Raw genomic sequence first — 24,005 nt, forward strand, 5'->3', positions numbered from 1 at the left:
GCTCCATCACTTTGATGGGGCGCTGTTGTTTGGAGGATTATTTGATGCCAACAGGCAGATCTGTTCGCCTCTTTTTGGCCGAGGGAACTCCGACTGGAATTCTGACCGCTGAAATCGTAAATTGGACAGGGCATATTCTTTCCGCACCGCGAACGAAGTTGGAAACAGCCCTCAAACGCGATGAGCTAAAAAAGACTGGGGTCTATATTTTATATGGTTCGCCCTTGGATTCCGATCTGCCTCTTGTGTACGTCGGCGAGGGCGACGACATTTCCTTGCGGCTTGCTAGTCATTCTCGAGACGAGAGCAAGTCATATTGGGAGCGTTTTGTTGCTGTCACAAACAAGGATCTGAACCTCACCAAAGCACACGTAAAATATCTTGAGGGGCGCCTGATCACACTATTAAAAGAGGCGAAAAAATCCAACGTCGCAAACAAGACGGACCCCAGTTTTGATAGACTTCCTGAAGCCGATATTTCCGATATGGAGTCTTTTTTGGATGAACTCCAACTGGTGCTGCCCGTAGTTGGTGTCGATTTCTTCAGAAGAGCTTCTTCATTGCCGACATCGCCTTCAAGTGATTCCACGGAAAACAACCCAACATTCACTCTTCGTCACGAAAAGAAGGGTATCTCGGCGACAGCAAAAGAAATCGATGGAGAATTTGTCCTGATTGCCGGATCTCAGGGAGATCTGAACGAGTCGGTCTCATTTCATGAAAAACTGAAATCCCTACGTGTCCAGCAAATGACTGCAGGGAAAATCAAGCGAAACGGCAGTCATAACTTCGTTCTTGTGGATGACATTGCATTCTCCAGCCCGAGCGCGGCTTCAGTTTTCTTGTTTGGCACATCACGAAATGGACGCACGGACTGGTTGGTTGAAGGTGCATCAGTAAACTACGGTGAATGGAAAGACTCCCTTCTCACCGAAAGGCCTGTGGATTAGAAAAATCCTGGCTTTTCAAAACTGTGAATGCGTCTTCCAGTGCTGAAAGCAGGCAATTGGCGTGACGGGAAGGTCAGGCGCGGACCGTTGCGTTGCGCGAAACGTCCCACCAAACCCCAATCTTTCCACGCCTTCGCCGCAGGACCATCCAGATTTAAACAAAATCTTAAGGATAAATGCCTGTAGTGGATGAACGGGCCTGGGGTATCCTCCCCTAACGTCCGACACGTCAGACAGGAGGCAACGACATGGCTGGTATCATGCTGGGAACACTCACCGGGTTCTTTTCGGCGATCTACAGCCTTGTGGTGCTGGACCTTTCGGTCCTGATGAGCCTGCTGGTCTATTCCGGTGTCGGCGTGGCGACCGCCCTGCTTGTCATCCTGGCGATGATCCTGCGCCCCTCGGACGCGGCGCAGGCGGCTTATGAGGACACCCCGGTCGAGGCCTGATCCAAGCCGATTACGCCGGGCTTTTGACCCATCCCACGATCTGACCTTCCCGCAAGGCGCCCGACTGGCGCTTGCTTTCACGACCGCGCTCGAATGCCACCATAGTGGGGATACCGCGGATCTGGTAGCGCGCACCGGTGGATTGGTGATCCTGCGTGTTCAGCTTGACCAGGCGCGCCTGCCCCTTCAGCTTTTCCGAGGCCTTGGAGAATTCCGGCGCCATCATCCGGCAGGGGCCGCACCAGGGTGCCCAGAAATCCACCACCAGCGGCAGATCGTCGTTCTTGGCGGCCTTTTGCAGGATCGCCGGGTCGATATCCATCGGCGCCTTGGGCAACAGCGCCTCACCGCAGGTGCCGCATTTGGCCCCCGCCGTCAGTTTTTCCTCAGGCACCCGGTTGAGCTGGCCGCAGGACAGGCAGGTCAGGGTTTTCGCTCCCATGGCAAGGCACTCCAATTTGGGGCAGGCGACGGGCCTGCGAAACACATTCTGGATTTCATATAAGACCGTCAGGGCGCGACACAAGAGGGCCGTGCGCAGGCGCGCCATGCCTGATCATGGCATTGTGAACACGTCCAGGCGGCCTCGCCCCATCGCCCCATTGACGGGGGTTCTGCACCCGATCACACTGATGTTGAAAGACGCATTTTGCGAACGAGGCCGATATGATTTCACGCCGCCTGTTTCTGGCGACTTCCGCCGCTGCCGCTGCCCTTCCCGGAGTTGGCGCTGCACAGGAAGACTTCGATCCCACCCCGCAGATGGTCCGGATCCGCAAGGAATTCGAACCTGGGCAGATCCTGGTGCTGCCGCGCTCTTACTACCTTTACTACGTGACCGAACCACGCAAGGCGGTGCGCTATGGCGTTGGTGTTGGCCGGGCCGGGCTGGAGTTCACCGGCAGTGCCGTGATCGGCGCCAAGCGGGAATGGCCCAGCTGGCGCCCCACGGACGAGATGATCGAACGCAGCCCGCGCACCTATGGCCGCTTTGCCGGCAACAAGTATATCCAGCCGGGCGGGCCGGAAAACCCGCTGGGCGCGCGGGCGCTGTATCTGTTCCAGAACGGCGTCGATACCTATTTTCGGATCCACGGCACCAACAAGCCGGATACCATCGGCAGCTCGGTCTCCAATGGCTGCATCCGCCTGCGCAACGAACATGTGGTCGATCTCTATGAACGGGTGCCCGTGGGCACGATCGTGACGGTTCTTTAGGGTCTGACAGGCCGGACAGGCGTATTTTCGCCACACAAGGCCGCATGCTTCTATGGCGCCGGGCGCGTTTTCCTTGCGCGATGCGGGTCGCATGGCCAATTCTGTTACCGCGACGTTACGCGAATGACATTACTGTACCCCTCACAGGCACGGTCGTGACCATCTGCTACTGCGGCCGCCTGACCGCATCGACGGTTAGACTGAGACTAGACTTTAGGAGTACAGACGATGGCCACAGGCACCGTCAAATGGTTCAACACAACCAAAGGCTATGGCTTTATTGCCCCTGATGCGGGTGGAAAAGACGTATTTGTTCACATTTCCGCTGTCGAGCGGTCCGGGCTGACCGGCCTCGCCGACAACCAAAAAGTTTCCTACGAGCTGCAGCCGGGCCGCGATGGCCGCGAATCCGCGGTGGATCTCCAGCTGCTCTGAGATCGGGGACTTCCCTACCCCCGGCGTGTGTTTCCGGCGGCTCCTGCTGAGGAGCTGCCTCTTTCCTTGTGCACGACCGCGGGTCACGGCAGCACCCCAATAGGTCAGTCCGCCAGACGGTTCACCAGGTCCAGCGCGCGCGGCCCCAGGGCTGCGACATTGAGCCGGACGCCCTCTTCGTTGGGGTGGATATCATCGTCCTGCATGAATTGCTGCGCCTCAGCCGGATCGCCGCCCACCTGCTCGAATATCCCGGCAAAGGCATCGGGGTGCAAAAGCGCGCCGTATTCCGCCGCCAAGGCCGGATATACCGCGTCAAACGCCGTCCGGTAATCGGGTCCGTAGTTGTTCGGCGCCCGCATCCCGACCAAGAGAACCTCGACCCCCTGCGCCCGCGCCGCCGACAGGATCTTGGCGAGGTTGGATTTCATCTCTTCTGCCGACAGCCCCCGCAGCAGGTCGTTGCCCCCCAGAAGCACGATCAACCCGTCGGGATTATCCGCCAGGGTCCAGTCGATCCGGGCTGCCCCACCTGCCGAGGTATCCCCCGAGACGCCCGCATTTGCGATCTCCACCTCAGCGCCGTTGTCGCGCAGCCAGGCCTCCAGCTGTGGTACGAAGCCATCCTCCTGGTGCAGCCCGTAGCCCTGCACCAGACTGTCGCCCAGCGCCGTGATCCGCACAGGATCTGCGCTCAAAGCTGAGCTCCAGAGCATAGAAACGCCGATCAGAACTCCAATTCCCGCCCATACCTTGCGCATCGCTGCAATCGCTCCATATCCCAAGTAACATTTCCAACAGGCCCGGCTTCATGACAGATCACACCCGTCCCGTCCTGCATCTATCAGATGCGTCTTTGACCCTGAATGGCAATACCGGCCCGGTCCGTATTCTTCAGGACATCACGCTGGATGTGCAAAAGGGAGAGACCCTGGGTCTGATCGGCGCTTCCGGGTCGGGGAAGTCTTCGTTGCTGATGCTGATGGGCGGGCTGGAACAGGCAACCGGCGGCACCATACATGCGCTTGGTCAGGATCTGACCGCGATGAACGAGGACGCGCTCGCCCGGTTCCGCCGCGCCCATATGGGGGTGGTGTTCCAGAACTTTCACCTGATCCCGGCCATGACTGCGCTGGAGAATGTGGCAACCCCGCTGGAGCTGGCCGGAGAGGCAGACGCCTTTGACCGAGCCCAGGCGGAACTCGATGCGGTGGGGCTGGGCCACAGGTCCGGCCACTACCCGGCGCAGCTGTCGGGGGGCGAGCAGCAGCGCGTTGCCCTGGCCCGCGCCCTGGCGCCGCGTCCCGCGATCCTGCTGGCGGATGAGCCGACGGGCAATCTCGACGAATCCAACGGTGCTGCAGTGATGGACCTGCTGTTTGGCCTGCGCGACCGCTATGGCGCGACGCTGGTGATGGTGACCCATGCCCCGGAACTGGCGGCGCGTTGCGATCGCGTCGTGCGCCTGCGCGATGGCCGCCTGATGGAAGACCAGACCGCCCATGAGGCCGCCGAATGAGCCTTGCCAATGACCTGGCGCTTGCCTGGCGCTTTGCCCTGCGCGAGCTGCGCGGCGGCCTCAAGGGGTTTCGCATCTTCCTGGCCTGCCTTGCGCTTGGCGTTGGGGTGATTGCCGCCATCGGTTCGATCCGTGCCTCGATCGAGGCGGGGCTGGCGCGCGAAGGCGCGACCATGCTGGGGGGCGATGCGGAGATGTCCTTCACCTACCGCTTTGCCAATGACGCAGAGCGCGCCTGGATGGAGACCATCGCCGACCGCGTGTCAGAGGTGGCGGATTTCCGGTCCATGGCCGTGGTTGGCGATGAACGCGCGCTGACGCAGGTGAAGGCGGTCGATGATCTCTATCCGCTGACCGGGGTGCTGCGCCTCACGCCCGACATCCCGCTGGACAGCGCCCTTGCAGGCTCGGATGGGCTGCCCGGCGGCCTGATGGAGCGGGTTCTGGCGGATCGGCTGGGGCTGACACCCGGCGACAGCTTCCGCCTTGGGACCCAGGATCTGCGCCTGATGGCCCTGATCGAAACCGAGCCGGACGCGGCGGCCTCGGGCTTTACCCTTGGCCCGCGCACCATCGTGGCGACACAGGCGCTGTCGAACTCGGGTCTGTTGGAACCCGGCACGCTCTATTCCTCGAAATACCGGCTGGATCTGCCCGAGGGTGCCAACCTGGCCGCCCTGCAAACCGCTGCCGAGGCCGAATTCTCCGAATCCGGCATGCGCTGGAAGGACGCCCGCAATGGCGCCCCCGGCATTACCTCTTTTGTAGAGCGTCTGGGCGGCTTCCTGGTGCTGGTGGGTCTCTCTGGCCTGGCCGTGGGTGGCGTCGGCGTCTCTGCCGCCGTGCGCGCCTTTCTGGCGGGCAAGACCGAAACCATCGCCACCCTGCGCACCCTTGGCGCCGAGCGGCAGGTGATCTTCCTCACCTATTTCCTGCAGATCGGCGTTCTGGCGCTTCTGGGCATTGCCATGGGCATGGCGATTGGCGGCTTTGGCCCCGTGCTGGTCGGTCCGCTGATTGCAGCGCAGCTGCCCTTTCCCGCAATCTTCTCCGTCTATCCCAGCGCCCTGGCCGAGGCGGCGCTTTATGGCCTTCTGACCGCCTTCATCTTTGCGCTTTGGCCGCTTGCCCGGGCCGAACGGATCCGCGCCGCCGCCCTGTTCCGCGATGCCTTTGCCGGAGGAAACCGCCTGCCCGCCCCGCGTTACCTGCTGGCCACTGCAGTTGCGCTGGCCCTGCTGATTGGTGCGGCGGCCCTGTTCAGCGGCTCGGTTGAGCTGACGCTCTGGACTGCCGGCGGGCTGGGTGCGGCGCTTGTGGTGCTGATGCTGGCGGCGCTGGTCCTTGGCCTTCTGGCGCGGCGCGGCGCCCGCGTTGCGCGCGGACGTCCTGCCCTGCGGTGGGCGCTGGCGGCGATCGGCACCTCACGGGATGGCGCGGTTCCGGCAGTGCTGGCCCTCGGACTGGGGCTGACTGTTCTGGCCGCCATCGGCCAGATCGACGGCAATATGCGCCGGGCCATCACCGGCACCCTGCCCGATGCGGCGCCCTCCTATTTTTTCGTTGATATTCAGCGCGATCAGATGCCCGCGTTCCTGGACCGGGTCGAAGGTGATCCCGCCGTCAGCCGTATCGAAAGCGCGCCGATGCTGCGTGGTATCGTCACACAAATCAATGGACGCCCCGCCCGCGAGGTGGCCGGAGATCACTGGGTTGTACGCGGTGACCGTGGCCTCACCTACGCAGGCGCCAAGCCCGCGAACACCCAGGTCACTGCAGGCAAATGGTGGGGCGAGGATTACAGCGGCCCGCCGCAGATCAGCCTCGCCGAAGAAGAGGCCGGAGAGTTGGGGATCGCCATCGGCGACACCATGACCGTGAACGTGCTGGGCCGCGATATCACCGCGACCGTGACCAGCTTTCGCTCGGTCGATTTCTCCACCGCAGGCATGGGCTTTGTCATCGCCATGAACGAAAGCGCCCTCGCCGCAGCGCCGCACAGCTTTATCGCCACCGTCTATGCCGAGGCCCAGGCCGAAGCGCAGATCCTGCGGGATCTGGCACGGGAGATGCCCAATATCACCGCCATCCGGGTGCGCGATGCGGTGGACCGGGTTTCGGACATCCTGCGGCAACTGGCGGCGGCCACCTCCTACGGAGCGGCGGCGACGCTGCTGACCGGGTTCCTGGTGCTGCTGGGCACGGCCGCCGCCGGTGAACCCGCGCGCCGCTATGAGGCCGCCTTGCTCAAGACGCTAGGCGCCCCGCGCAGCCAGATCCTGAGCAGCTTTGCGCTCAGATCCATCATTCTGGGCGCTGGCGCCGGAATGGTGGCTCTGCTGGCGGGGATCGCAGGCGCCTGGGCGGTGAATTCCTACGTGTTTGAAACCAGCTACAGCATCATCTGGCCCAACGCGCTGGCGGTGGTGGGCGGCGGCATCCTGACCACGCTGTTGGCGGGGCTGGCCTTTGCCCTGCGCCCGCTGGCGGCACGCCCGGCCCGCATCCTCAGAGCGCGGGATTGATGGGCATGGCGCAAGACGGCAGAGATCAGCGCGTGCAGGTCACCGGTTGCAGGATGCGCAACAAGGCGGGGTTATCGCAGACCAGGGAGGCCAGGGAGATATCATCGAGGGAGGCGTAAAAGGCCCGCGCCGCTTGCGACAGCGCCTCTTTCAGGCGGCAGGCATTGATCAGCGGGCAGGTGTTGTCGGCATCGGCAAAACATTCGACCATCGGCAGATTGCCTTCCACCTCGCGGAAGATGTCTCCTATGCGGATCTCGTCAGCGCTGCGCCCCAGGCTCATGCCGCCATTGCGGCCTCGTTGCGTATGCAGATAGCCAAGCTGGCTGAGCTGGTTGATCACCTGGGCAAGATGGTTTTCGGAAATGTTGCAGCAATCTGCAATTTCAGATTTTGTCACCAGCCTGTCGGCATTTGCCGCGCAGTACATCAGCAACCGGACGGCAATATTCGTCCTCTTGGTAATTCGCATGGTTTTGCATCCCCCAAAACATGCAGATAATACTATACAATCCATCGCCTTCCGGTTTGATTTGGATCAATTGGCAACAGGAGGCTTCCGGCGCCCATGACCGCCCCCTACTTCTTTGGCTACGGCAGCCTCGTGAACACGGCCACCCATGACTACGGCGATCCGCGGCCCGCGCGGCTGTCGGGCTGGCGCCGGACCTGGGCGCATACGGATCTGCGCGAGGTGGCCTTTCTGACCGCCACGCCCGCGCCGGACAGCGCAATCGACGGATTGATCGCCGCCGTTCCCGATGCCGACTGGCAGGCTCTGGATCAACGGGAATATGCCTATGACCGCATCCTGGCCTCGGATGCCGTGGATCATGATCTCGCAGGGGCGCCCGAAATCTCGGTCTATGCGGTGCCTGCCGCGCGACAAAATCCCGGCAGCGCCCGCCACCCGATCCTGTTGAGCTATCTCGATGTGGTGCTGCAAGGCTATCTGAACGTCTTTGGAGAGGCGGGCGTGCGGGACTTCATTGCCACCACCGACGGCTGGGAGGCGCCGCTGCTGGATGACCGCGCAGCCCCGATCTATCCACGCCACCAGCCGCTCAGCGCCAGGGAGTGTCGCCTGTTTGACGACATGATCGACAGCACCGGCATGTCCCGGATTGCAGCCGGGCCATAGCTGCGCTTCAATCGGGGCGACGCAGTACCCCGTATTGCGCGTAACCCCGATAGAGCTGGTGGAACTCGGTCGAACCGGATATCTCTGCGGCCAATTTTTGCAGGGCGCGCTGCAAATACATGCGCGGATGCACGTGGAACCGGGCCAGCCAATGCCCCAGCATCACCCCAAACCAGCTGGGCCAGCCGTTTTGATCAGAAAAGTCAACCACATGCAGCTCTCCGCCCGGAGCCAGATGGGCGACGGCCCTGCGCAAGGCCGCCTCCCAATCCGGGATCATTGACACCCCGTAGGAGATGAAGATCCGGTCAAAGCCCTGGCGCTGGAACAGCGCAGCGCCATCAAATGTGCAGGCGTCGGCCTCGGCCAAGCGCACCTCCTGCCCCAGCTTGGCCCGCGCCGAGAGCAGCATCTGCGAGGAGATATCCAGCCCGTAGAAGCTGCAGTCCGGATATCTGCGCGCGGCCACCTGCAGATTGCGCCCGGTGCCACAGGCGATTTCAAGCACATGCGATCCATCTGCGGGGGCCAGCTCCGCGATCAGCCTGTCCCGCCCGAACAGGTAGTATTTGCGCGTGAGATCATAGATCACGCGTTGATGGCGGTAGGTGTCGTCCATCAGCTTGGCATGGGTGTCGGACCTGCGCTCCAGCATCGGCTTATCCCTTGTAGCGGTAGACGTGGAAGGCGCCATAGATGGCCGAGCGATCCCGTTCGGTTCCGCGCGCCGAAGCGTCTTTGTCATAGGCCCAGTGGTTCATGAGATCCGGCCTGACCCGCCCCGGCAGGATATCGGTGGTGCCACCGGTGCGGAAAATGACCCGCGCGCCCGGGGCGGCGGTACGGGTAATCTCGGCCCATAGGACATTGAGCTGCACGTCGTTCATCCAGTCCTGAGCATCCAGCAGCACGAACCCCTGTTTGGAGCGCGCCCGCTCCCCTTGCAGGTAGTCGGTGAGCGAGCGGTTGGTGATCTGCCCCCGTTCGGCATATTCGGACAGGGCGGTGAAGTTGCGGGCCTGCAGATAGGGCGGCAGCGCGCCATCAGGGGCTGGGTCATAGCAGCGCGCAAAGGCTTGCCAGGCAAAGTAATTCTCCCGGATCGGAAAATCGCACATCAGCTTGCGCACCCGCTCGCGCAGAACCGGCAACACATCGCCGCCGCCATCCCTGGCCAGCTTGTCATATTGCGCGGGCGGAATGCCGAGACCAAACAACGCCGCGCGGTAGCCCGCCAGCCAGCGCACCAGCCACATGTCGAACAGGGGCGCAATGTGCTGGTCAAAATAGGCCTGCTGTTCTTCCAGCGTCCGGGCGGCCAGCAGCGGGGCGAAATTCACCCCGCCCAGGCCGGCAACCAGATGCACGGCGCCCAGGAAGCGGCCCAACAGCCCGTGACGGTAAAAGCCTCTCTGGAACAGGGAGATCCGACGGCGGATGGGCTGGCGCGCCTCCCAATAGGCGCGGGTTTCGGGATCCAGCCCAGCGCGGATATAGCGCTCATAGAGCGTCCCATTGCTGGCCATGTCGGCGCGCGCGAAGAACTGGTAGAAGGCCGCATGATCCGGCAGGCTGCGCGCCGCCGCCAGCTTGAGCCGCCCCAAGGCGATATGTGCCGGGGAAAGATCAACCGCTGCAACCGAGGCCGGGCCCGCGGTCAGATAGGACATCAAGTTACAGCTGCCCGAGGCGATGCAGACCAGATTGTCGCCCGGTGCGATCTGCAGCGCCTCCATGTCCACAACCGGATCTTCCCAGATCTGCGGATAGACCAGCCCCAGGAACAGCCGGGAGAATAGCCGTTCCAGCCAGCCCGTGGTGGCATCGCTGTCTTGCAGCACGGCGGCATCAAGCCGGGCCTGTGCGGTTTGTGTCATCAGATTGGCCTTTTCATGCGTCTTGCAACTGTCTGTCCTTGCGGCGGGCCCGACGGGTGCGATGGCGGGCGCGCCGCGCGCTCCGCTCCCAGTCGATCAGGGCCAGGCGACCATCCTCCATCTCGACCACGGCGGTGCAGCTTTCGACCCAATCGCCGGTGTTAACGTAGGAGATATCGCCGATGTCCCGAATGGCGGCACTGTGGATATGACCGCAGATCACCCCGTCATAACCACCCCGCCGCGCCTCGGCGGTGAGGACGTTTTCATATTCGCTGATGAAGTTGACCGCCTGTTTGACCTGGTGCTTGGCCCATTTCGAAAGCGACCAGTATTGCCCGCCCCACAGGTGGCGCAGCCGGTTGATCCGGGTGTTGAGCCAAAGCATGAAATCATAGGCCCGGTCGCCAAGATGGGCGAGCCACTTGGCGTTGACCACAACGGAATCGAACTGGTCACCATGGGTCACCAGGTAACGCTTGCCGTTTGCAGCGGTGAAATCAGCCGTCTGTACCACCTCGATGCCACCGAAATGAGTGCCAAGGTAGGAGCGCAGGAATTCGTCGTGATTGCCTGGGATCAGGCAGATGCTGGCGCCGTCATGCGCCTTGGCCAGGATCGCCTGCACCACGTCGTTATGCGCCTGCGGCCACAGGAAGCCTTTGCGGCGGATGCGCCAGGCATCGATGATGTCACCAACCAGATAGTAGCTGTCCGCCTCATGGCGGCTCAGGAAATCCAACAGCAGCTCTGCCTGGCAACCGGGCGTGCCCAGGTGAATGTCGGAAAGGAAAATGCTGCGGTATTTCATGCTGCGTGCCCAAGCCAGTGTGCCTTGGCCGAAGCAGTAACGCAGTTCATTGACAGGAACGTGACGCTGGCACAGATGCAAAAGGGGAGCCGGCGGCTCCCCTTCAAAACATCACCCAAATCACGGGAAAAGGCGCGATCAGCCCTTGGCGCGCACCGTTTCCATCAGCGCCAGAAGCGCGCTCATGTCGGGGCCGCGCTCCATGCCGGTGACCGCGTGGCGCAATGGCATGAACAGGGATTTGCCCTTGCGGCCCGTGGCCTCTTTCACCGCAGAGGTCCAGGTTCCCCAGGTATTCGCGTCATAAGGGCCATCGGGCAGCAGGGCCATCGCCTCTGCGATGAAATCCTTGTCCTCGTCGGCGATCAGCGGCTCGGCACCATCGCGGCACAGGGTCCACCAGCCCTCAAGATCCTTGAGCGTGGTGATATTTTCCTTCGCCATATCCCAGAAGGCGGCCTGTTTTTCCGCCGGAACGCCAAGCGCATCCACCTGCGCCTGCACCGCATCCAGGGGCAGGCTCTGCAGGTAACGTGCGGTCAGCGGGAACAGATCCTGCACGTCGAACTTCGTGGGCGCCGCGCCGAAACGGTTGATATCGAAGCCCTCGATCAGCTCAGCCATGTCAGAGCGCAGTTCCACCGGATCGGAAGAGCCCAGACGCGCCATCAGGCTGAGTAGAGCCATCGGCTGCACGCCCTGCTCGCGCAGATCGCGCAAGGCCAGCGTGCCAAGCCGTTTGGACAGCGCCTCGCCCTGGGGGCCGGTCAGCAGCGAATGGTGGGCAAATTCGGGAACCGAGCCGCCCAGCGCCTCGATGATCTGGATCTGGGTGGCGGTATTGGTCACGTGATCCGATCCGCGCACCACATGGGTGACGCCGAATTCCGTGTCGTCCACCACCGAGGCCAGCGTGTACAGGAACTGACCATCGCCACGGATCAGCACCGGGTCCGACACCGAAGCGGCATCGATCGAGATATCGCCCAGGATACCATCGGCCCATTCGATGCGCGCGTGATCCAGCTTGAAGCGCCACACGCCATCGCCGCGCTCGGCGCGCAGGGCCGCCTTTTCATCCTCGGACAGGGCCAGGGCAGCGCGGTCATAGACCGGCGGCTTGCCCATGTTCAGCTGCTTCTTGCGCTTGAGATCCAGTTCCGTCGGGGTTTCGAAGGCTTCGTAGAACCGGCCGATCTCGCGCAGCTTGTCGGCCGCCGCGTGATAACGGTCCAGCCTTTCGGACTGGCGCTCCACCCGGTCCCACTCCAGACCCAGCCACTCCAGATCCTGCTTGATCGCATCAACATATTCTTCCTTCGACCGCTCCGGGTCGGTATCATCAATGCGCAGAATAAAGGTGCCGCCCGCCTTGCGGGCGATCAGGTAATTCATCAGCGCGGTGCGCAGGTTGCCGACGTGGATATAGCCTGTCGGCGAGGGAGCAAAACGGGTGGTGGTCATCAAAGGTCTCCTGTTGATCAGCCCCATCTCACAGAAGCGGCGTTTTGTCCAGTTTCCCGAAGGGCGCGACAGGCGGCGCGGCTCACCGATCGGCGGGCTTGCCTCACGTTTCCGTGATCTGACTTCGGCAAGACCTTGCAACCCCAGCGGGCGCCCTAACTCTGCAGAACGAGACACCAAAACCAAGACCAACTGCCGACAGAGAGGAAATTCAAATGACCATCACTCTTTCCCGCCGCGCGGCCCTGACAGGCGCTGCCGCCCTGCCCCTTGCCGCCTCTGCCGTCCCGGCCCTTGCCGATGGGCACGGTGCCAAGGCTCCAGCCAGCCATAGCCGCAGCTTCAAACTGGGCGAGTTCACCGTCACCACCCTGCTGGACGGCAGCCTGCCCCGCGACGGCGCCAAGGCGATTTTTGGCGGTGGCGCCACGGACGAGGAGTTTGCCCAGGTTTCGGCGCAGAACTTCATCCCGGCCGACATGGCACAGTTCTTCTTCACGCCCACTTTGGTCGACACCGGCAGGGAAAAGGTACTGTTCGATACCGGCCTCGGACAGGGCGGCATCCAGAAGGCACTGGCCGAAGCGGGCGTCACCCCGGATCAGATCGATGTCGTCGTGCTGACCCATATGCACCCCGACCATATCGGCGGCATGACCACGGATGGCGCCGCGACCTTTGCCAATGCCCGCTATGTGACCGGGCGCACCGAATATGATTTCTGGGCCAAGATGGATGCCGGCAACCGGGTCGGCGATCTGGTTGCCCAGAAGGTCACCCCGATGGCCGAGAAAATGTCCTTTATCGAGGACGGCGGCGAGGTAGCCTCGGGCATTTCCGCCATGGCCGCCTTTGGCCACACCCCTGGCCATATGACCTACATGCTGGACAGTGGCGGACAGCAACTGGTGCTGACAGCGGATCTTGCCAATCACTATGTCTGGTCCTTTGCCCATCCCGAATGGGAGGTGAAGTTCGACATGGACAAGGAAGCTGCCACCGCCTCGCGCCGTCAGGTGCTGGACATGCTGGCTGCGACGCGCGTGCCGATGATCGGCTATCACATGCCCTTCCCGGCGGCCGGTTTCGTTGAAACCCGTGGCAGCGGCTTCCGCTTCGTGCCGGTCAGCTATCAGATGATGGGCTGAGTTTCGCAGGCTTGGACTGGGCGCGGGTCGCCTGAGGCGCGGGAACAACGGCCCGCGCCTTTTTGATGAAACGGTCCAGCGCAAAGGGGCGCGGATCCACGATCGGCGCATCCCCTGTCACCAGGTCCGCCGTCAGCCGCCCGGCGGCAGGGCCGATGCCAAAGCCGTGACCGGAATAGCCGGTTGAGACGAACAGCCCCGGCAGATCATCCACCTGGGAAATCACCGGGATCGCATCGGGCGTGACATCGATCATGCCGCCCCAGCTTTGCACCACGTCGGCGCCCTGCAACACCGGAAAGGCCTTTTGCGCCGCAGCCCAGCAATTGCGGATCGCCTTTTGCGACGGTTCGGGATCCAGCACCCGGTACAGCTCGAACGGTGTACGCTGGTCCGGCTGCCAACGCCGGTCCTGACCCGCCTCGATGCGCCAGCGATCCGACAGGCGGAAGCGGAGCGAGCGCCATTCTTCAAGGAAGGCTGGCAGAAACTTCAAACCCAGCCGGAAACTGTCGGGCACCAGATCCACCACGTTTTCCGTGCCATCGGCAATCGAATAGCCGCCATCTTCCCTTTTGCGCAGGGCAAATCCCTTGGCCCACATGGCAACCTCGGGGCCGTCCTGCACGGAGGAGGTGCGCAGGACCGAGTTCAGCACCTTCAGTTGCGGCAGCCAGACGCCCGCATTGCCGAGGAACAGCCGCGACCAGGCCCCGCCCGCGACCACCACGGCGGAACATTCGACCCGTCCGCGCTCTGTCATCACGCCGCTGACCTTCCCGGCCTCGACCTCGACGCTGCGCACCGCGCATTCGGTCATCACCTTGGCGCCTGCCGCCCGCGCCGCGCTGGCAATCGCATGAGTGGCCAGTTGCGGCTCGGCCCGGCCATCCAGCGGCGTGTGAAGCGCCGCAATCGTGCCGGTCTGATGCCCCGGCATCAACTCGGCCAACTGCCGCCCCCGCACCATGCGGGTCGGCGCATCGAAGGGAACCATATGCTGCGCCCAGGCTTCCAGATCCGCGGCGGCCTTCTCCGTTTCGGCGGTGAACAGGATACCTGCGCGGGTATAGCCCGTGGGGTGGCCGGTACGTTCCTCCAGCACCTCCCAGATCTCATGCGCCTTGGCCATCAGCGGCAATTCACGCGGGTCGCGCTGGGACATGCGCACCCAGCCCCAGTTGCGCGAGCTTTGCTCGGCACCGATCTGACCCTTTTCGCACAGAAGCACGGAATACCCCCGCTCGGCCAGTTCAAGAGCGGTGGTGGCGCCGATGATTCCCCCGCCGATGACGACCGCATCAACGCGTTTGGGCAGGGCAAGATCAGCTTGGAAATGGGGCAGCTTAGGTCCAGGCATGGATCGGTTAATGCCGTGCCGCCCGGGCGCGGTCCATAGGTCAAAATGGCTCTGCTGCGCACAAGGTCCCAGCTGTGGTTTTTTGGCGTCAGCCGTCCCGTCAGCTGGGATCGCGCCAGCCGTTTGCGATCGGATAACGCCGATCCAGCCAGAAGGCGCGCGGCGTCAGGCGCGTTCCCGGAGCAGACTGGAAGCGCTTGTATTCGCTGATATAAATCAGATGCTCCACCCGTTTCGCCACATCGCGATCAAACCCCGCAGCGACGCAATCGGCGATGGAGCCTTCCTCGTCCACCAGGATCGTGAGCAGCGCGTCCAGCTCGGGGTAGTCGGGCAGGCTGTCGCTGTCCTTCTGGTCCTCGCGCAACTCGGCTGATGGCGGCTTGTCGATCACGTTGGGGCGGATCACCTCGCCCGCCGGCCCCATCATCCAGGGCCGGTGATTGGCATTGCGCCAGCGGCAGGTCTCAAAGACTCGGGTCTTGTAGAGATCCTTGATCGGGTTATAGCCACCGTTCATGTCGCCATAGATGGTGGCATAGCCCACCGCGACCTCGGACTTGTTGCCGGTGGTCAAAAGCATCTCGCCAAACTTGTTGGACATCGCCATCAGCAACAACCCGCGCAGGCGGGACTGGATGTTTTCCTCGGTGATATCCGCATCACGCCCTTCGAACAGAGGGGCGAGCGTGTTGGTGATCGCCGCGCGTCCCTCGCTGATCGGCACGTAGTCGTAGCGCACGCCCAGCGCCTTGGCGACGGCCTCGGCATCCTCCAGCGATTCCGTGCTGGTGTATTCCGAGGGCAGCATCACGCAGCGCACGTTTTCAGCCCCCAGAGCATCCACCGCAATGGTGGCGACGATGGCGGAATCCACCCCGCCCGACAGACCCAAGAGCGCTTTCTTGAAGCCGGTCTTGCGCATGTAGTCGCGCAAGCTCTCGACCATGGCGCGGTAATCCTGCTCCCATTCGTCGGGCAGATGCGCCTTCTCGCCCTCCACCGCGCGCCAGCCCTCGGGGGTGCGCTCCAGATCCAGCTGGGTAAGGGCCTCATCAAAGGTCGGCATCTGCAAGGCAAGCGCCCCGCCGGGGTTCAGCACGAAACTGGCACCGTCAAAGACCTGATCGTCCTGCCCGCCCACCATGTTGAGGTAGATCACCGGCAGTTCCGTCTCGATGCAGCGCGCCACCATCATGTTGTAGCGCACCTCCATCTTGCCCCGGAAATAGGGCGAGCCATTGGGGATCAGCAGGAACTCGGCCCCGGTTTCAGCCAGGGTTTCGGCGACATCCTCGTGCCAGCCATCCTCGCAGACGGGGCTGCCGATGCGGGTGTCATCGATGGCATAGGGTCCACCAACCGGCCCGGCGTCGAAGACGCGCACCTCATCAAAGACGGTTTCATTGGGCAGGTGATGTTTCAGGATGCGCGAGGCGATCCGCCCCTCTTTCAGGATCAGATAGGCATTGTAGAGCTTGCCACCCTCGGCCCAGGGCGCCCCCACCGCCAGCGCCGGACCATCGGCGCAGTCCACCGCCAGCTGTTCGGCGGCGGCCATCGCGGCGCGATGAAAGGCGGGCTTCATCACCAGATCCTGAGAGTTGTAACCGGTCAGGAACATCTCGGGCAGGGCCACCAGCTGGGCGGCGGCTTTCTTGCCTTCCTCCCAGGCCGCGCGGGCCTTGGCAGCATTGCCCGGAATGTCGCCCACCGTGGGGTTCAGCTGCGCCAAAGTGATACGGAACCGGTCTGCCATGGTGATCGCGCCCTTCGCAAAGTCTGTTACCTGCCGTTTATCAGATCCGGGGCCAAGGGAAAGAGCGGGGCGCTCAAAAGACATTGCGACAGGGCGGAGTGTCGCATAGTTTCCAAGCAGAGATGCTATGAGAGCAGGCGCCTTGCGCCGACTGACACCGCGCCCCGGACCCGTCTGGCCAGGGCAGAATTGAAGGGCAGGCAGAGGTTTCATGACCCGTTTCGGCACCGCATTCGCATTTTCGACCGCTTTGGCCCTGGGCTCTGCCGGGCTTGGCAGCAGCGTTCAGGCCCAGGAGGGCCAGGTTCTCACCACCCAGGATGAAATCGGCGGCGTCTACGAGGGCACCTTTCGCGGCGGCTTGCAGCACGGCACCGGGACATACACGCTGCCCAGCGGCTACAGCTATTCAGGCGAATGGATCGATGGCGAGATCCGTGGCCAGGGGGTGGCACGCTACCCCAATGGCGCCGTCTACGAAGGCGAATTCGCCAAGGGCAAACCCGAAGGTCTGGGCAAGATCACCTTCGCCGATGGCGGCACCTATGAAGGGGAATGGGTCGACGGTCTGATCAATGGTCAGGGCGTTGCCATCTATGCCAATGGCGCGCGTTATGAGGGCACCTTCGTCAATGGCCAGCACCATGGCCAGGGCGTGATGCAGAACCCGGGCGGCTATGAATACGCCGGTGACTGGATCGAAGGCAGCAAGGAAGGCACCGGCAGGATCCGCTATCCCGATGGGGCAACCTATGAGGGCAGCATTGTCGACGGCCAACTGGATGGCACCGGCATCCTGACCATGCCGGACGGGCTGATCTACGAAGGCGACTGGGCCAATAACCAGATGCATGGGCAGGGCAAGCTGACCCAGCCCAATGGCGACATCTACGAAGGCCCGCTGGAAAACGGCCGCAGGCAGGGCACGGGCAAACAGACCCATGCCAATGGCGATGTCTATGTGGGGGAGTTCCTCGACGATCTGCGCCACGGCACCGGCACCTTCACCAAGACCGATGGCTATGTCTACGAGGGCGAATGGCTGGCAGGCCAGATCGAGGGCATGGGCAAGGTCACCTACCCCGATGGCTCGGTCTATGAAGGTCAGTTCCGCGATGACCTGGCCGATGGCACCGGCAAGATCACCTATCCGGATGGCTCCACCTATGAGGGCGGTTGGATCGCGGGGGTGATCGAAGGCAGCGGCGTGGCCACCTACCCCAATGGCGTTGTCTATACCGGCAGCTTCAAGAACGCCCGCAACCATGGTCAGGGTGTGATGACCTATGAAAGCGGTTACCGCTACGAAGGCGAATGGCAGGACGGCCAGCGCCACGGGGCGGCCAAGGTCACCTATGCGGATGGCTCTGTCTACACCGGCGAATTTGCCAACAGCCAGCGCCATGGCACCGGTCGCATCGAAATGCCCGGCGGCTTCGTCTACGAGGGCGACTGGCAGGAAGGCAAGATCACCGGTCAGGGCGTGGCAACCTATGCCAATGGCGATGTCTATGAGGGCAGTTTCGTCAATGGCAAACGCCAGGGACCCGGCACCATGCGCTATGCCACCGGCCAGGAAACCAGCGGTGCCTGGGACAATGGAGCCCTGGTCAATGACAGAAATGCCTCCGACGCGGCGAGCGACGACAACTGATCCGGATCCCGTTGTAGCCGGGGCTTGCCGCCGGGGGATGGCGGGCTAGACGCGATCCCCCGCCTCCATTCGGGTCAGGAAATCCTCGGCTTGCGCGATGATGCGCGCGCGCCTGCCATCCTCCATCCGATCCCAGGTGCGGTACATGTTGCCCATGCGCGGATTACCCTCAAACCGCTCCCGGTGGCGCGCCAGGAAATGCCAATAGAGCAGGTTGAAGGGGCAGGCGCCCTCCCCCAGCTTCTGGCTCACCTTGTAGGCGCAGGATTTGCAGTAGTCGGACATGCGGTTGATATAGGCCCCGCTAGAGACATAGGGTTTCGATCCGACGATGCCGCCATCGGCAAACTGGCTCATGCCCACGGTATTGGGCGCCTCCACCCACTCAAAGGCATCGGCATAGACGGCGAGATACCATTCATGCACCTCGGTGGGGTTGATCCCGGCCAGAAGCGCGAAATTGCCCGTGACCATCAGGCGCTGGATGTGATGGGCATAGGCCTCTTCCCGCGTCTGCGCGACAGCCTCTGACAGACAGCGCATCTCTGTTTCCGCCCCCCAGTAAAGCGGCGGCAGCGCGCGGCGATGGTCCAGCGCATTGCGGCTTGGGTAGTCCTCCCCTTGCACGAAATAGATCCCCCGCACGAACTCCCGCCAGCCCAGGATCTGTCGGATGAAGCCTTCTGCGGCGTTGATCGGCACATCGCCCGCCTTCCAGGCGTCTTCCGCAGCGCGGCAGACCTCCAGGGGCAGCAGCAGGCCGATGTTCAGATAGGGCGACAGCACCGAATGATAGAGCCATTTCTGCCCCCGCAGCATGGCGTCCTGATAATCCCCGAACAGCGGCAGACCTTCGCGGATGAACTGCTGCAGCGCCCGCCGCGCGTCGGCCCGCGTCACCGCGAAGTGAAACGGGCGCAGATCCCCGAAATGATCGCCAAAGCGTCGCGCGACAAGATCCAGCACCGCTTCGGTCTCGGCGTCGGGGGTGAACTGCATCGGGTCGGCGCAGGTGATCTCCTTTGGCGGTGCCTTGCGGTTTTCCTGATCAAAGTTCCATTTGCCGCCCACAGGTTTGCCCCCCTCCATCAGCAGCCCGGTCTTGCGCCGCATCTCGCGGTAGAAATACTCCATGCGCAACTGCTTGCGCCCCTCGGCCCAGTCGGCAAAATCGGCGCGCGTGGCGATGAACCGCGTGTCCGGCCTCAGGCTGACCTTCAACGGCAGCGATTGCAATTCGCGGATCAGCCGCCATTCCCCCGGCGTCGTGGCGATTACCTCATCCGCACCGGTCTGCGCCGCCCGACGCAACAGTTCCCCCGCGATTGTTCCTGTGTTCTTCGCGTCATCAAGCCGGGTGTAGGCAACCCCCCAGCCCTGATCCTGCAAATGGCTCGCGAACTTGCGCATCGCGGCCAGGATCAGCGCGATCTTCTTGGGATGATGGCGCACATAGGCACCCTCTTCGGTCACCTCGGCCATCACCACCGTGTCGCGCGCCTTGTCGCCCGCCTGCAATGCAGAAAGGGTCTCACTCAACTGATCGCCAAGAATGAGAATGAGCCGCGCCATCACCATCTTCCTCTGTGACTTCCCGCCTCACTTAGGGGGAAATCCCCTCCGATCAATTCTGCAGCACCCCAATGGAAAGCCCGCCGCTAAAGGGTCAAGAAGGCTGAACTATTTTCGCTCTTTCCATTCGCCCTGCGCTCTGTATAAGGTTCCCCCATGACAGCACGCGCAGACATCCAAGGCCCGGCCACCGCCATTTGCGGTGCGGCTCTGCGCGACCTACTGATCCTAACCCGCCTCTGAGCGTGCCATTCGGCGCGCCCGCTCAGAGGAGGAGGTTTGCGCGCCAATCGAATGGATCCAGGACAGAGTTTTAAGAAAGCTACCGACATGACGAACGCACTCGAAAAAGATCGCGTATTGATCTTTGACACCACCCTGCGCGACGGCGAGCAAAGCCCCGGCGCCACCATGACCCATGATGAAAAGCTCGAGATTGCCGGGCTCTTGGACGACATGGGTGTGGACATCATCGAAGCCGGTTTCCCGATCGCCTCCGAAGGCGATTTCAAGGCGGTGAGCGAGATTGCCGAACGCTCGAAGAACGCCGTGATCTGCGGTCTGGCGCGTGCCAACTTCAAGGATATCGACCGCTGCGCCGAAGCCGTGCGCAAGGCGGCCAAACCCCGCATCCACACCTTCATCGGCACCTCGCCGTTGCACCGCGCCATCCCCAACCTCACCATGGACGAGATGGCCGAGCGCATCCACGAAACGGTGACCCATGCGCGCAACCTGGTGGATGACGTGCAATGGTCGCCGATGGATGCGACACGCACCGAGTGGGACTACCTCTGCCGGGTGATCGAGATCGCCATCAAGGCCGGTGCCACCACCATCAACATCCCCGATACGGTGGGTTACACCGCGCCGCTGGAAAGCGCCGATCTGATCCGCCGCCTGATCGACACCGTGCCCGGCGCGGATGAGGTGATCTTTGCCACCCATTGCCACAACGACCTCGGCATGGCGACCGCCAATGCGCTGGCCGCCGTCGAAGGCGGTGCACGGCAGATCGAATGCACCATCAACGGTCTGGGCGAGCGGGCGGGCAATACCGCGCTGGAAGAGGTCGTCATGGCCCTGAAGGTGCGCAACGACATCATGCCCTGGCACACCAAGATCGACACCACCAAGATCATGCATATCTCCCGCCGGGTCTCGACCGTCTCTGGCTTTCCGGTGCAGTTCAACAAGGCCATCGTCGGCAAGAACGCCTTTGCCCATGAAAGCGGCATCCATCAGGACGGCATGCTCAAGAACAAGGAGACCTTCGAAATCATGCGCCCCGAGGACGTGGGTCTCTCGGGCACCTCGCTTCCCCTGGGCAAACACTCGGGCCGCGCGGCGCTGCGCGACAAGCTGGGCCAGCTTGGCTATGAGGTCGGCGACAACCAGCTGAAGGATCTCTTCGTGCGCTTCAAGGAGCTGGCCGACCGCAAGAAAGAGGTCTTTGACGACGATATCGTGGCGCTGATGCGCTCGGGCGAGGATGCGGAGAACGACTATCTGCAGCTTGTGTCGATGAAGGTGATCTGCGGCACCGGCGGCCCGGCCGAGGCGACGCTGGAGATGGAGATCGATGGCAAGGACGTCAGCGCCACCGCATCCGGCGACGGCCCGGTCGATGCGACCTTCAAGGCGGTGCGCAAGCTCTATCCGAATTCCGCGCATCTGCAGCTCTATCAGGTCCATGCGGTGACCGAAGGCACCGATGCCCAGGCCACGGTGTCCGTGCGGCTGGAGGAAGACGGCAATATCGCCACCGGCCAGTCCGCCAATACAGACACCGTGGTGGCCTCGGCCAAGGCCTATATCAATGCCTTGAACCGTCTGATCGTGCGCCGTGGCAAGGTCGGCGAAGGCGCCGATACGCGCGAGATCTCCTACAAGGACGCGACCTGAGCGTCGAAACGATCCGGCGCCGTGCCGCAAGGCGCGGCGCCGGGCCCAACGCCTGTTCGACCATCTTTGATGGTCGGCACAGGGGGCGGGAGCCTCCCCCCGCCAGAGCCTGGGATCACCCCCGGTTCAATTCTTCAAATAACTTGGAAATGCGCCCGGCTTCCTCTGCGATGCCGAAGGGGGCATTCACCACGAACATCCCCGACCCCACCATCCGGTGCCCTTCGCGCGCGGGCGGGAACAATACCTCGTGGCGCAAGACGCCGGGCAACTCTTGCGCCTCCAGCGCGGCCAGCATCTTTTTGTGGGTGCCATCGGTCAGGATCGGGTACCACAGCGCGATCACGCCCACGTTCCACTTGCGATGGATCTTGCCGATGATGCCGGGAATACGGGCGTAGTCGGCCTTCACCTCATAGGGTGGATCGATCAGCAACAGCCCCCGGCGCGGCGTCGGCGGCGCCAGCGACAGGGCCAGTTCGAACCCGTCCTGCTGGTGTACCTTGGCCCGCCAGGGCCTCAGCGCCTGCCGCAGGGCCGCGCATTCCTGCGGGTGCAGTTCCGCCAAATGCAGGCTGTCCATCTCCCGCAACAGCGCCGCCGCCACCAGCGGCGACCCGGGATAGCTTGTCTCGCCAAACCGCGCACGGCACTCGGCGATGGCCTGGCTCAGGGAGTGATCCTCGGCCAGCGCCTCTGCCTCCAGAACCCGTGTGATCCCCGCCGCCGCTTCACCGGTCTTGAGCGCCTCGGGCGAGAGCAGCTCATAGAGGCCCCGCCCGGCATGGGTTTCGATATAGCTGAGCGGTTTATCCTTACGTGTCAGATAGGCCAGCATCCAGGCCAGCAGCGCGTGTTTCTGAACGTCCGCCAGGTTCCCGGCATGGTAGATATGTTGATAGGACAGCATGGCACTGCTCCTAGCGCCCATCGCATCGCAGCGAAAGAAAAAACCGCACTGTACTTCGCCACGGCCCGCCCGGGACCTGCCTGGATCAAACCCTATGTTTCACAGGCGGAAAGGCGCTAGTTGTCCGCAATCGGCCCTTTCGCGGCGGCGCTGCGCTGCTTATAAGTTCTCATGTGTGTGACAGCAGCAGAGTCGCAGGCAACACAGCAGAACTTACAGGATCCCTTCTTTATGGCGCTCTTTGGAAATCTAGGCGGTCTGTTCACCTCGGACATGGCCATCGATCTCGGCACTGCGAACACGCTGGTCTATGTCAAGGGCCGCGGCGTGATCCTGTCCGAACCCTCGGTGGTGGCCTATCACGTCAAGGATGGCGTCAAAAAGGTGCTGGCCGTGGGCGAGGATGCCAAGCTGATGCTGGGCCGTACGCCCGGCTCGATCGAGGCGATCCGCCCGATGCGCGAAGGGGTGATCGCCGACTTCGACACCGCCGAGGAAATGATCAAGCACTTCATCCGCAAGGTGCACAAGCGCTCGACCTTCTCGAAACCCAAGATCATCGTCTGCGTGCCCCATGGCGCGACCCCGGTGGAAAAACGCGCCATTCGCCAGTCGGTGCTGTCGGCCGGTGCGCGGCGTGCGGGTCTCATCGCTGAACCCATCGCGGCAGCCATTGGCGCCGGCATGCCGATCACCGATCCGACCGGCAACATGGTCGTGGACATCGGCGGTGGCACCACCGAGGTGGCGGTGCTGTCGCTGGGTGACATCGTCTATGCGCGCTCGGTCCGCGTCGGCGGCGACCGCATGGACGAGGCCATCATCTCCTACCTGCGTCGCCAGCAGAACCTTCTGATCGGCGAATCCACCGCCGAGCGCATCAAGACCTCCATCGGCACCGCCCGCATGCCCGACGATGGCCGTGGCCAGTCGATGCAGATCCGCGGCCGCGACCTGCTGAACGGTGTGCCGAAGGAAATCGAGATCAGCCAGGCCCAGGTGGCCGAGGCGCTGGCCGAACCGGTGCAGCAGATCTGCGATTCCGTGATGACCGCGCTGGAAACCACGCCGCCGGATCTGGCCGCCGATATCGTCGACCGGGGCGTCATGCTGACCGGCGGCGGCGCGCTGCTGGGCGATCTGGATCTGGCCCTGCGCGAACAGACCGGCCTTGCCGTCTCCATCGCCGACGAAAGCCTGAACTGCGTGGCCCTTGGCACCGGCAAGGCGCTGGAGTTCGAAAAACAGCTGCGCCACGCCATCGATTACGACAGCTGAGGCGCCACCCCCTATAGCGGGGTGAGC

Annotated in this window: 22 protein-coding genes; 11 read left to right on the top strand and 11 right to left on the bottom strand. The window is 62.9% G+C overall.

Going from position 1 to position 24,005, the window contains the following annotated elements:
• Window positions 1-44 precede the first annotated feature (44 nt).
• Both PXK01_RS03385 and PXK01_RS03390 read left to right on the top strand, forming a co-directional pair.
• Complete coding sequence (locus PXK01_RS03385) at window positions 45-950, top strand: GIY-YIG nuclease family protein (RefSeq protein WP_274858872.1); 906 nt, start codon at window positions 45-47, stop codon at window positions 948-950.
• A 248-nt stretch (window positions 951-1,198) separates the two neighbouring features.
• A complete protein-coding gene (locus PXK01_RS03390; protein WP_274858873.1) occupies window positions 1,199-1,402 on the top strand; it encodes a hypothetical protein in 204 nt (67 codons plus the stop codon).
• Window positions 1,403-1,412: 10 nt separating this feature from the next.
• On the opposite strand, the gene trxC is transcribed toward PXK01_RS03390, so the two are convergent.
• Window positions 1,413-1,844 (bottom strand): thioredoxin TrxC, encoded by a 432-nt coding sequence (trxC, locus tag PXK01_RS03395; RefSeq protein ID WP_274848943.1) that lies wholly within the window; start codon window positions 1,842-1,844, stop codon window positions 1,413-1,415.
• 224 nt (window positions 1,845-2,068) lie between these two features.
• On the opposite strand from trxC, the gene PXK01_RS03400 reads away from it, so the two are divergent.
• Both PXK01_RS03400 and PXK01_RS03405 read left to right on the top strand, forming a co-directional pair.
• On the top strand, window positions 2,069-2,620 hold the full coding sequence (locus PXK01_RS03400; protein WP_274858874.1) for a L,D-transpeptidase: 552 nt from the start codon (window positions 2,069-2,071) through the stop codon (window positions 2,618-2,620).
• Between the two features lie 228 nt (window positions 2,621-2,848).
• The gene (locus PXK01_RS03405) at window positions 2,849-3,055 is read left to right on the top strand and encodes a cold-shock protein (protein WP_065272777.1); all 207 of its coding nucleotides are present in this window, start codon (window positions 2,849-2,851) and stop codon (window positions 3,053-3,055) included.
• 104 nt (window positions 3,056-3,159) lie between these two features.
• On the opposite strand, the gene PXK01_RS03410 is transcribed toward PXK01_RS03405, so the two are convergent.
• Complete coding sequence (locus PXK01_RS03410) at window positions 3,160-3,816, bottom strand: arylesterase (protein WP_274848941.1); 657 nt, start codon at window positions 3,814-3,816, stop codon at window positions 3,160-3,162.
• A gap of 50 nt (window positions 3,817-3,866) precedes the next feature.
• On the opposite strand from PXK01_RS03410, the gene PXK01_RS03415 reads away from it, so the two are divergent.
• Together PXK01_RS03415 and PXK01_RS03420 are read left to right on the top strand one after the other, a co-directional pair.
• Window positions 3,867-4,574, top strand: coding sequence for an ABC transporter ATP-binding protein (locus tag PXK01_RS03415; RefSeq protein ID WP_274848940.1), 708 nt, complete (start codon window positions 3,867-3,869; stop codon window positions 4,572-4,574).
• Entirely contained in the window at window positions 4,571-7,099 is a 2,529-nt protein-coding gene (locus tag PXK01_RS03420) for an ABC transporter permease (RefSeq protein ID WP_274858875.1), read from the top strand. Before PXK01_RS03415 ends, PXK01_RS03420 begins: the two co-directional genes overlap by 4 nt.
• A 25-nt stretch (window positions 7,100-7,124) precedes the next feature.
• On the opposite strand, the gene PXK01_RS03425 is transcribed toward PXK01_RS03420, so the two are convergent.
• On the bottom strand, window positions 7,125-7,571 hold the full coding sequence (locus PXK01_RS03425) for an RrF2 family transcriptional regulator (RefSeq protein ID WP_274848938.1): 447 nt from the start codon (window positions 7,569-7,571) through the stop codon (window positions 7,125-7,127).
• A 96-nt stretch (window positions 7,572-7,667) separates the two neighbouring features.
• On the opposite strand from PXK01_RS03425, the gene PXK01_RS03430 reads away from it, so the two are divergent.
• Window positions 7,668-8,240 carry a gamma-glutamylcyclotransferase family protein gene (locus tag PXK01_RS03430; protein ID WP_274858876.1) on the top strand — a complete coding sequence of 191 codons (573 nt, stop codon included), beginning with the start codon at window positions 7,668-7,670 and terminating at the stop codon, window positions 8,238-8,240.
• 7 nt (window positions 8,241-8,247) lie between these two features.
• On the opposite strand, the gene PXK01_RS03435 is transcribed toward PXK01_RS03430, so the two are convergent.
• The 4 genes from PXK01_RS03435 to gltX all read right to left on the bottom strand — a co-directional run bounded on the left by PXK01_RS03435 (window position 8,248) and on the right by gltX (window position 12,392).
• A complete protein-coding gene (locus PXK01_RS03435; protein WP_274858877.1) occupies window positions 8,248-8,895 on the bottom strand; it encodes a class I SAM-dependent methyltransferase in 648 nt (215 codons plus the stop codon).
• 4 nt (window positions 8,896-8,899) lie between these two features.
• Complete coding sequence (locus tag PXK01_RS03440) at window positions 8,900-10,117, bottom strand: DUF3419 family protein (protein ID WP_274858878.1); 1,218 nt, start codon at window positions 10,115-10,117, stop codon at window positions 8,900-8,902.
• Window positions 10,118-10,130: 13 nt separating this feature from the next.
• Complete coding sequence (locus PXK01_RS03445) at window positions 10,131-10,928, bottom strand: UDP-2,3-diacylglucosamine diphosphatase (protein WP_274858879.1); 798 nt, start codon at window positions 10,926-10,928, stop codon at window positions 10,131-10,133.
• A 138-nt stretch (window positions 10,929-11,066) separates the two neighbouring features.
• Window positions 11,067-12,392 (bottom strand): glutamate--tRNA ligase, encoded by a 1,326-nt coding sequence (gene gltX / locus PXK01_RS03450; RefSeq protein WP_274848933.1) that lies wholly within the window; start codon window positions 12,390-12,392, stop codon window positions 11,067-11,069.
• 215 nt (window positions 12,393-12,607) lie between these two features.
• Here gltX and PXK01_RS03455 point away from each other — a divergent pair, with 215 nt between their 5' ends.
• Window positions 12,608-13,540: an MBL fold metallo-hydrolase gene (locus tag PXK01_RS03455; protein ID WP_274858880.1), complete on the top strand. Its 933-nt coding sequence runs from the start codon at window positions 12,608-12,610 to the stop codon at window positions 13,538-13,540.
• Here the strand turns inward: PXK01_RS03455 and PXK01_RS03460 are convergent.
• Both PXK01_RS03460 and PXK01_RS03465 read right to left on the bottom strand, forming a co-directional pair.
• Complete coding sequence (locus PXK01_RS03460; RefSeq protein WP_274858881.1) at window positions 13,518-14,900, bottom strand: NAD(P)/FAD-dependent oxidoreductase; 1,383 nt, start codon at window positions 14,898-14,900, stop codon at window positions 13,518-13,520. The genes PXK01_RS03455 and PXK01_RS03460 overlap by 23 nt on opposite strands.
• A 100-nt stretch (window positions 14,901-15,000) precedes the next feature.
• Window positions 15,001-16,659 carry an NAD+ synthase gene (locus PXK01_RS03465; protein WP_274858883.1) on the bottom strand — a complete coding sequence of 553 codons (1,659 nt, stop codon included), beginning with the start codon at window positions 16,657-16,659 and terminating at the stop codon, window positions 15,001-15,003.
• Between the two features lie 211 nt (window positions 16,660-16,870).
• On the opposite strand from PXK01_RS03465, the gene PXK01_RS03470 reads away from it, so the two are divergent.
• The gene (locus PXK01_RS03470) at window positions 16,871-18,313 is read left to right on the top strand and encodes an MORN repeat-containing protein (protein WP_274858884.1); all 1,443 of its coding nucleotides are present in this window, start codon (window positions 16,871-16,873) and stop codon (window positions 18,311-18,313) included.
• Window positions 18,314-18,358: 45 nt separating this feature from the next.
• Here the strand turns inward: PXK01_RS03470 and PXK01_RS03475 are convergent, their stop codons facing one another.
• Entirely contained in the window at window positions 18,359-19,885 is a 1,527-nt protein-coding gene (locus PXK01_RS03475) for a cryptochrome/photolyase family protein (protein ID WP_274858886.1), read from the bottom strand.
• Window positions 19,886-20,215: 330 nt separating this feature from the next.
• Between PXK01_RS03475 and PXK01_RS03480 the strand changes: the two genes are divergently transcribed.
• Window positions 20,216-21,790 carry a 2-isopropylmalate synthase gene (locus PXK01_RS03480; protein ID WP_274848927.1) on the top strand — a complete coding sequence of 525 codons (1,575 nt, stop codon included), beginning with the start codon at window positions 20,216-20,218 and terminating at the stop codon, window positions 21,788-21,790.
• 115 nt (window positions 21,791-21,905) lie between these two features.
• Here the strand turns inward: PXK01_RS03480 and PXK01_RS03485 are convergent, their stop codons facing one another.
• Window positions 21,906-22,700 carry a 23S rRNA (adenine(2030)-N(6))-methyltransferase RlmJ gene (locus PXK01_RS03485; protein WP_274858887.1) on the bottom strand — a complete coding sequence of 265 codons (795 nt, stop codon included), beginning with the start codon at window positions 22,698-22,700 and terminating at the stop codon, window positions 21,906-21,908.
• A gap of 231 nt (window positions 22,701-22,931) precedes the next feature.
• Here PXK01_RS03485 and PXK01_RS03490 point away from each other — a divergent pair, with 231 nt between their 5' ends.
• Complete coding sequence (locus PXK01_RS03490; protein ID WP_192965834.1) at window positions 22,932-23,978, top strand: rod shape-determining protein; 1,047 nt, start codon at window positions 22,932-22,934, stop codon at window positions 23,976-23,978.
• Window positions 23,979-24,005: the final 27 nt, after the last annotated feature.

It is taken from the genome of Phaeobacter sp. PT47_59 (assembly GCF_028890025.1).
Lineage (GTDB): Bacteria > Pseudomonadota > Alphaproteobacteria > Rhodobacterales > Rhodobacteraceae > Phycobacter.

Bases quoted from the DNA above. Each gene is read 5' to 3' on its own strand.
- PXK01_RS03385 (WP_274858872.1), top strand. From the start codon at position 45: ATGCCAACAGGCAGATCTGTTCGCCTCTTTTTGGCCGAGGGAACTCCG.
- PXK01_RS03390 (WP_274858873.1), top strand. From the start codon at position 1,199: ATGGCTGGTATCATGCTGGGAACACTCACCGGGTTCTTTTCGGCGATC.
- trxC (WP_274848943.1), bottom strand. From the start codon at position 1,844: ATGGGAGCGAAAACCCTGACCTGCCTGTCCTGCGGCCAGCTCAACCGG.
- PXK01_RS03400 (WP_274858874.1), top strand. From the start codon at position 2,069: ATGATTTCACGCCGCCTGTTTCTGGCGACTTCCGCCGCTGCCGCTGCC.
- PXK01_RS03405 (WP_065272777.1), top strand. From the start codon at position 2,849: ATGGCCACAGGCACCGTCAAATGGTTCAACACAACCAAAGGCTATGGC.
- PXK01_RS03410 (WP_274848941.1), bottom strand. From the start codon at position 3,816: ATGCGCAAGGTATGGGCGGGAATTGGAGTTCTGATCGGCGTTTCTATG.
- PXK01_RS03415 (WP_274848940.1), top strand. From the start codon at position 3,867: ATGACAGATCACACCCGTCCCGTCCTGCATCTATCAGATGCGTCTTTG.
- PXK01_RS03420 (WP_274858875.1), top strand. From the start codon at position 4,571: ATGAGCCTTGCCAATGACCTGGCGCTTGCCTGGCGCTTTGCCCTGCGC.
- PXK01_RS03425 (WP_274848938.1), bottom strand. From the start codon at position 7,571: ATGCGAATTACCAAGAGGACGAATATTGCCGTCCGGTTGCTGATGTAC.
- PXK01_RS03430 (WP_274858876.1), top strand. From the start codon at position 7,668: ATGACCGCCCCCTACTTCTTTGGCTACGGCAGCCTCGTGAACACGGCC.
- PXK01_RS03435 (WP_274858877.1), bottom strand. From the start codon at position 8,895: ATGCTGGAGCGCAGGTCCGACACCCATGCCAAGCTGATGGACGACACC.
- PXK01_RS03440 (WP_274858878.1), bottom strand. From the start codon at position 10,117: ATGACACAAACCGCACAGGCCCGGCTTGATGCCGCCGTGCTGCAAGAC.
- PXK01_RS03445 (WP_274858879.1), bottom strand. From the start codon at position 10,928: ATGAAATACCGCAGCATTTTCCTTTCCGACATTCACCTGGGCACGCCC.
- gltX (WP_274848933.1), bottom strand. From the start codon at position 12,392: ATGACCACCACCCGTTTTGCTCCCTCGCCGACAGGCTATATCCACGTC.
- PXK01_RS03455 (WP_274858880.1), top strand. From the start codon at position 12,608: ATGACCATCACTCTTTCCCGCCGCGCGGCCCTGACAGGCGCTGCCGCC.
- PXK01_RS03460 (WP_274858881.1), bottom strand. From the start codon at position 14,900: ATGCCTGGACCTAAGCTGCCCCATTTCCAAGCTGATCTTGCCCTGCCC.
- PXK01_RS03465 (WP_274858883.1), bottom strand. From the start codon at position 16,659: ATGGCAGACCGGTTCCGTATCACTTTGGCGCAGCTGAACCCCACGGTG.
- PXK01_RS03470 (WP_274858884.1), top strand. From the start codon at position 16,871: ATGACCCGTTTCGGCACCGCATTCGCATTTTCGACCGCTTTGGCCCTG.
- PXK01_RS03475 (WP_274858886.1), bottom strand. From the start codon at position 19,885: ATGGCGCGGCTCATTCTCATTCTTGGCGATCAGTTGAGTGAGACCCTT.
- PXK01_RS03480 (WP_274848927.1), top strand. From the start codon at position 20,216: ATGACGAACGCACTCGAAAAAGATCGCGTATTGATCTTTGACACCACC.
- PXK01_RS03485 (WP_274858887.1), bottom strand. From the start codon at position 22,700: ATGCTGTCCTATCAACATATCTACCATGCCGGGAACCTGGCGGACGTT.
- PXK01_RS03490 (WP_192965834.1), top strand. From the start codon at position 22,932: ATGGCGCTCTTTGGAAATCTAGGCGGTCTGTTCACCTCGGACATGGCC.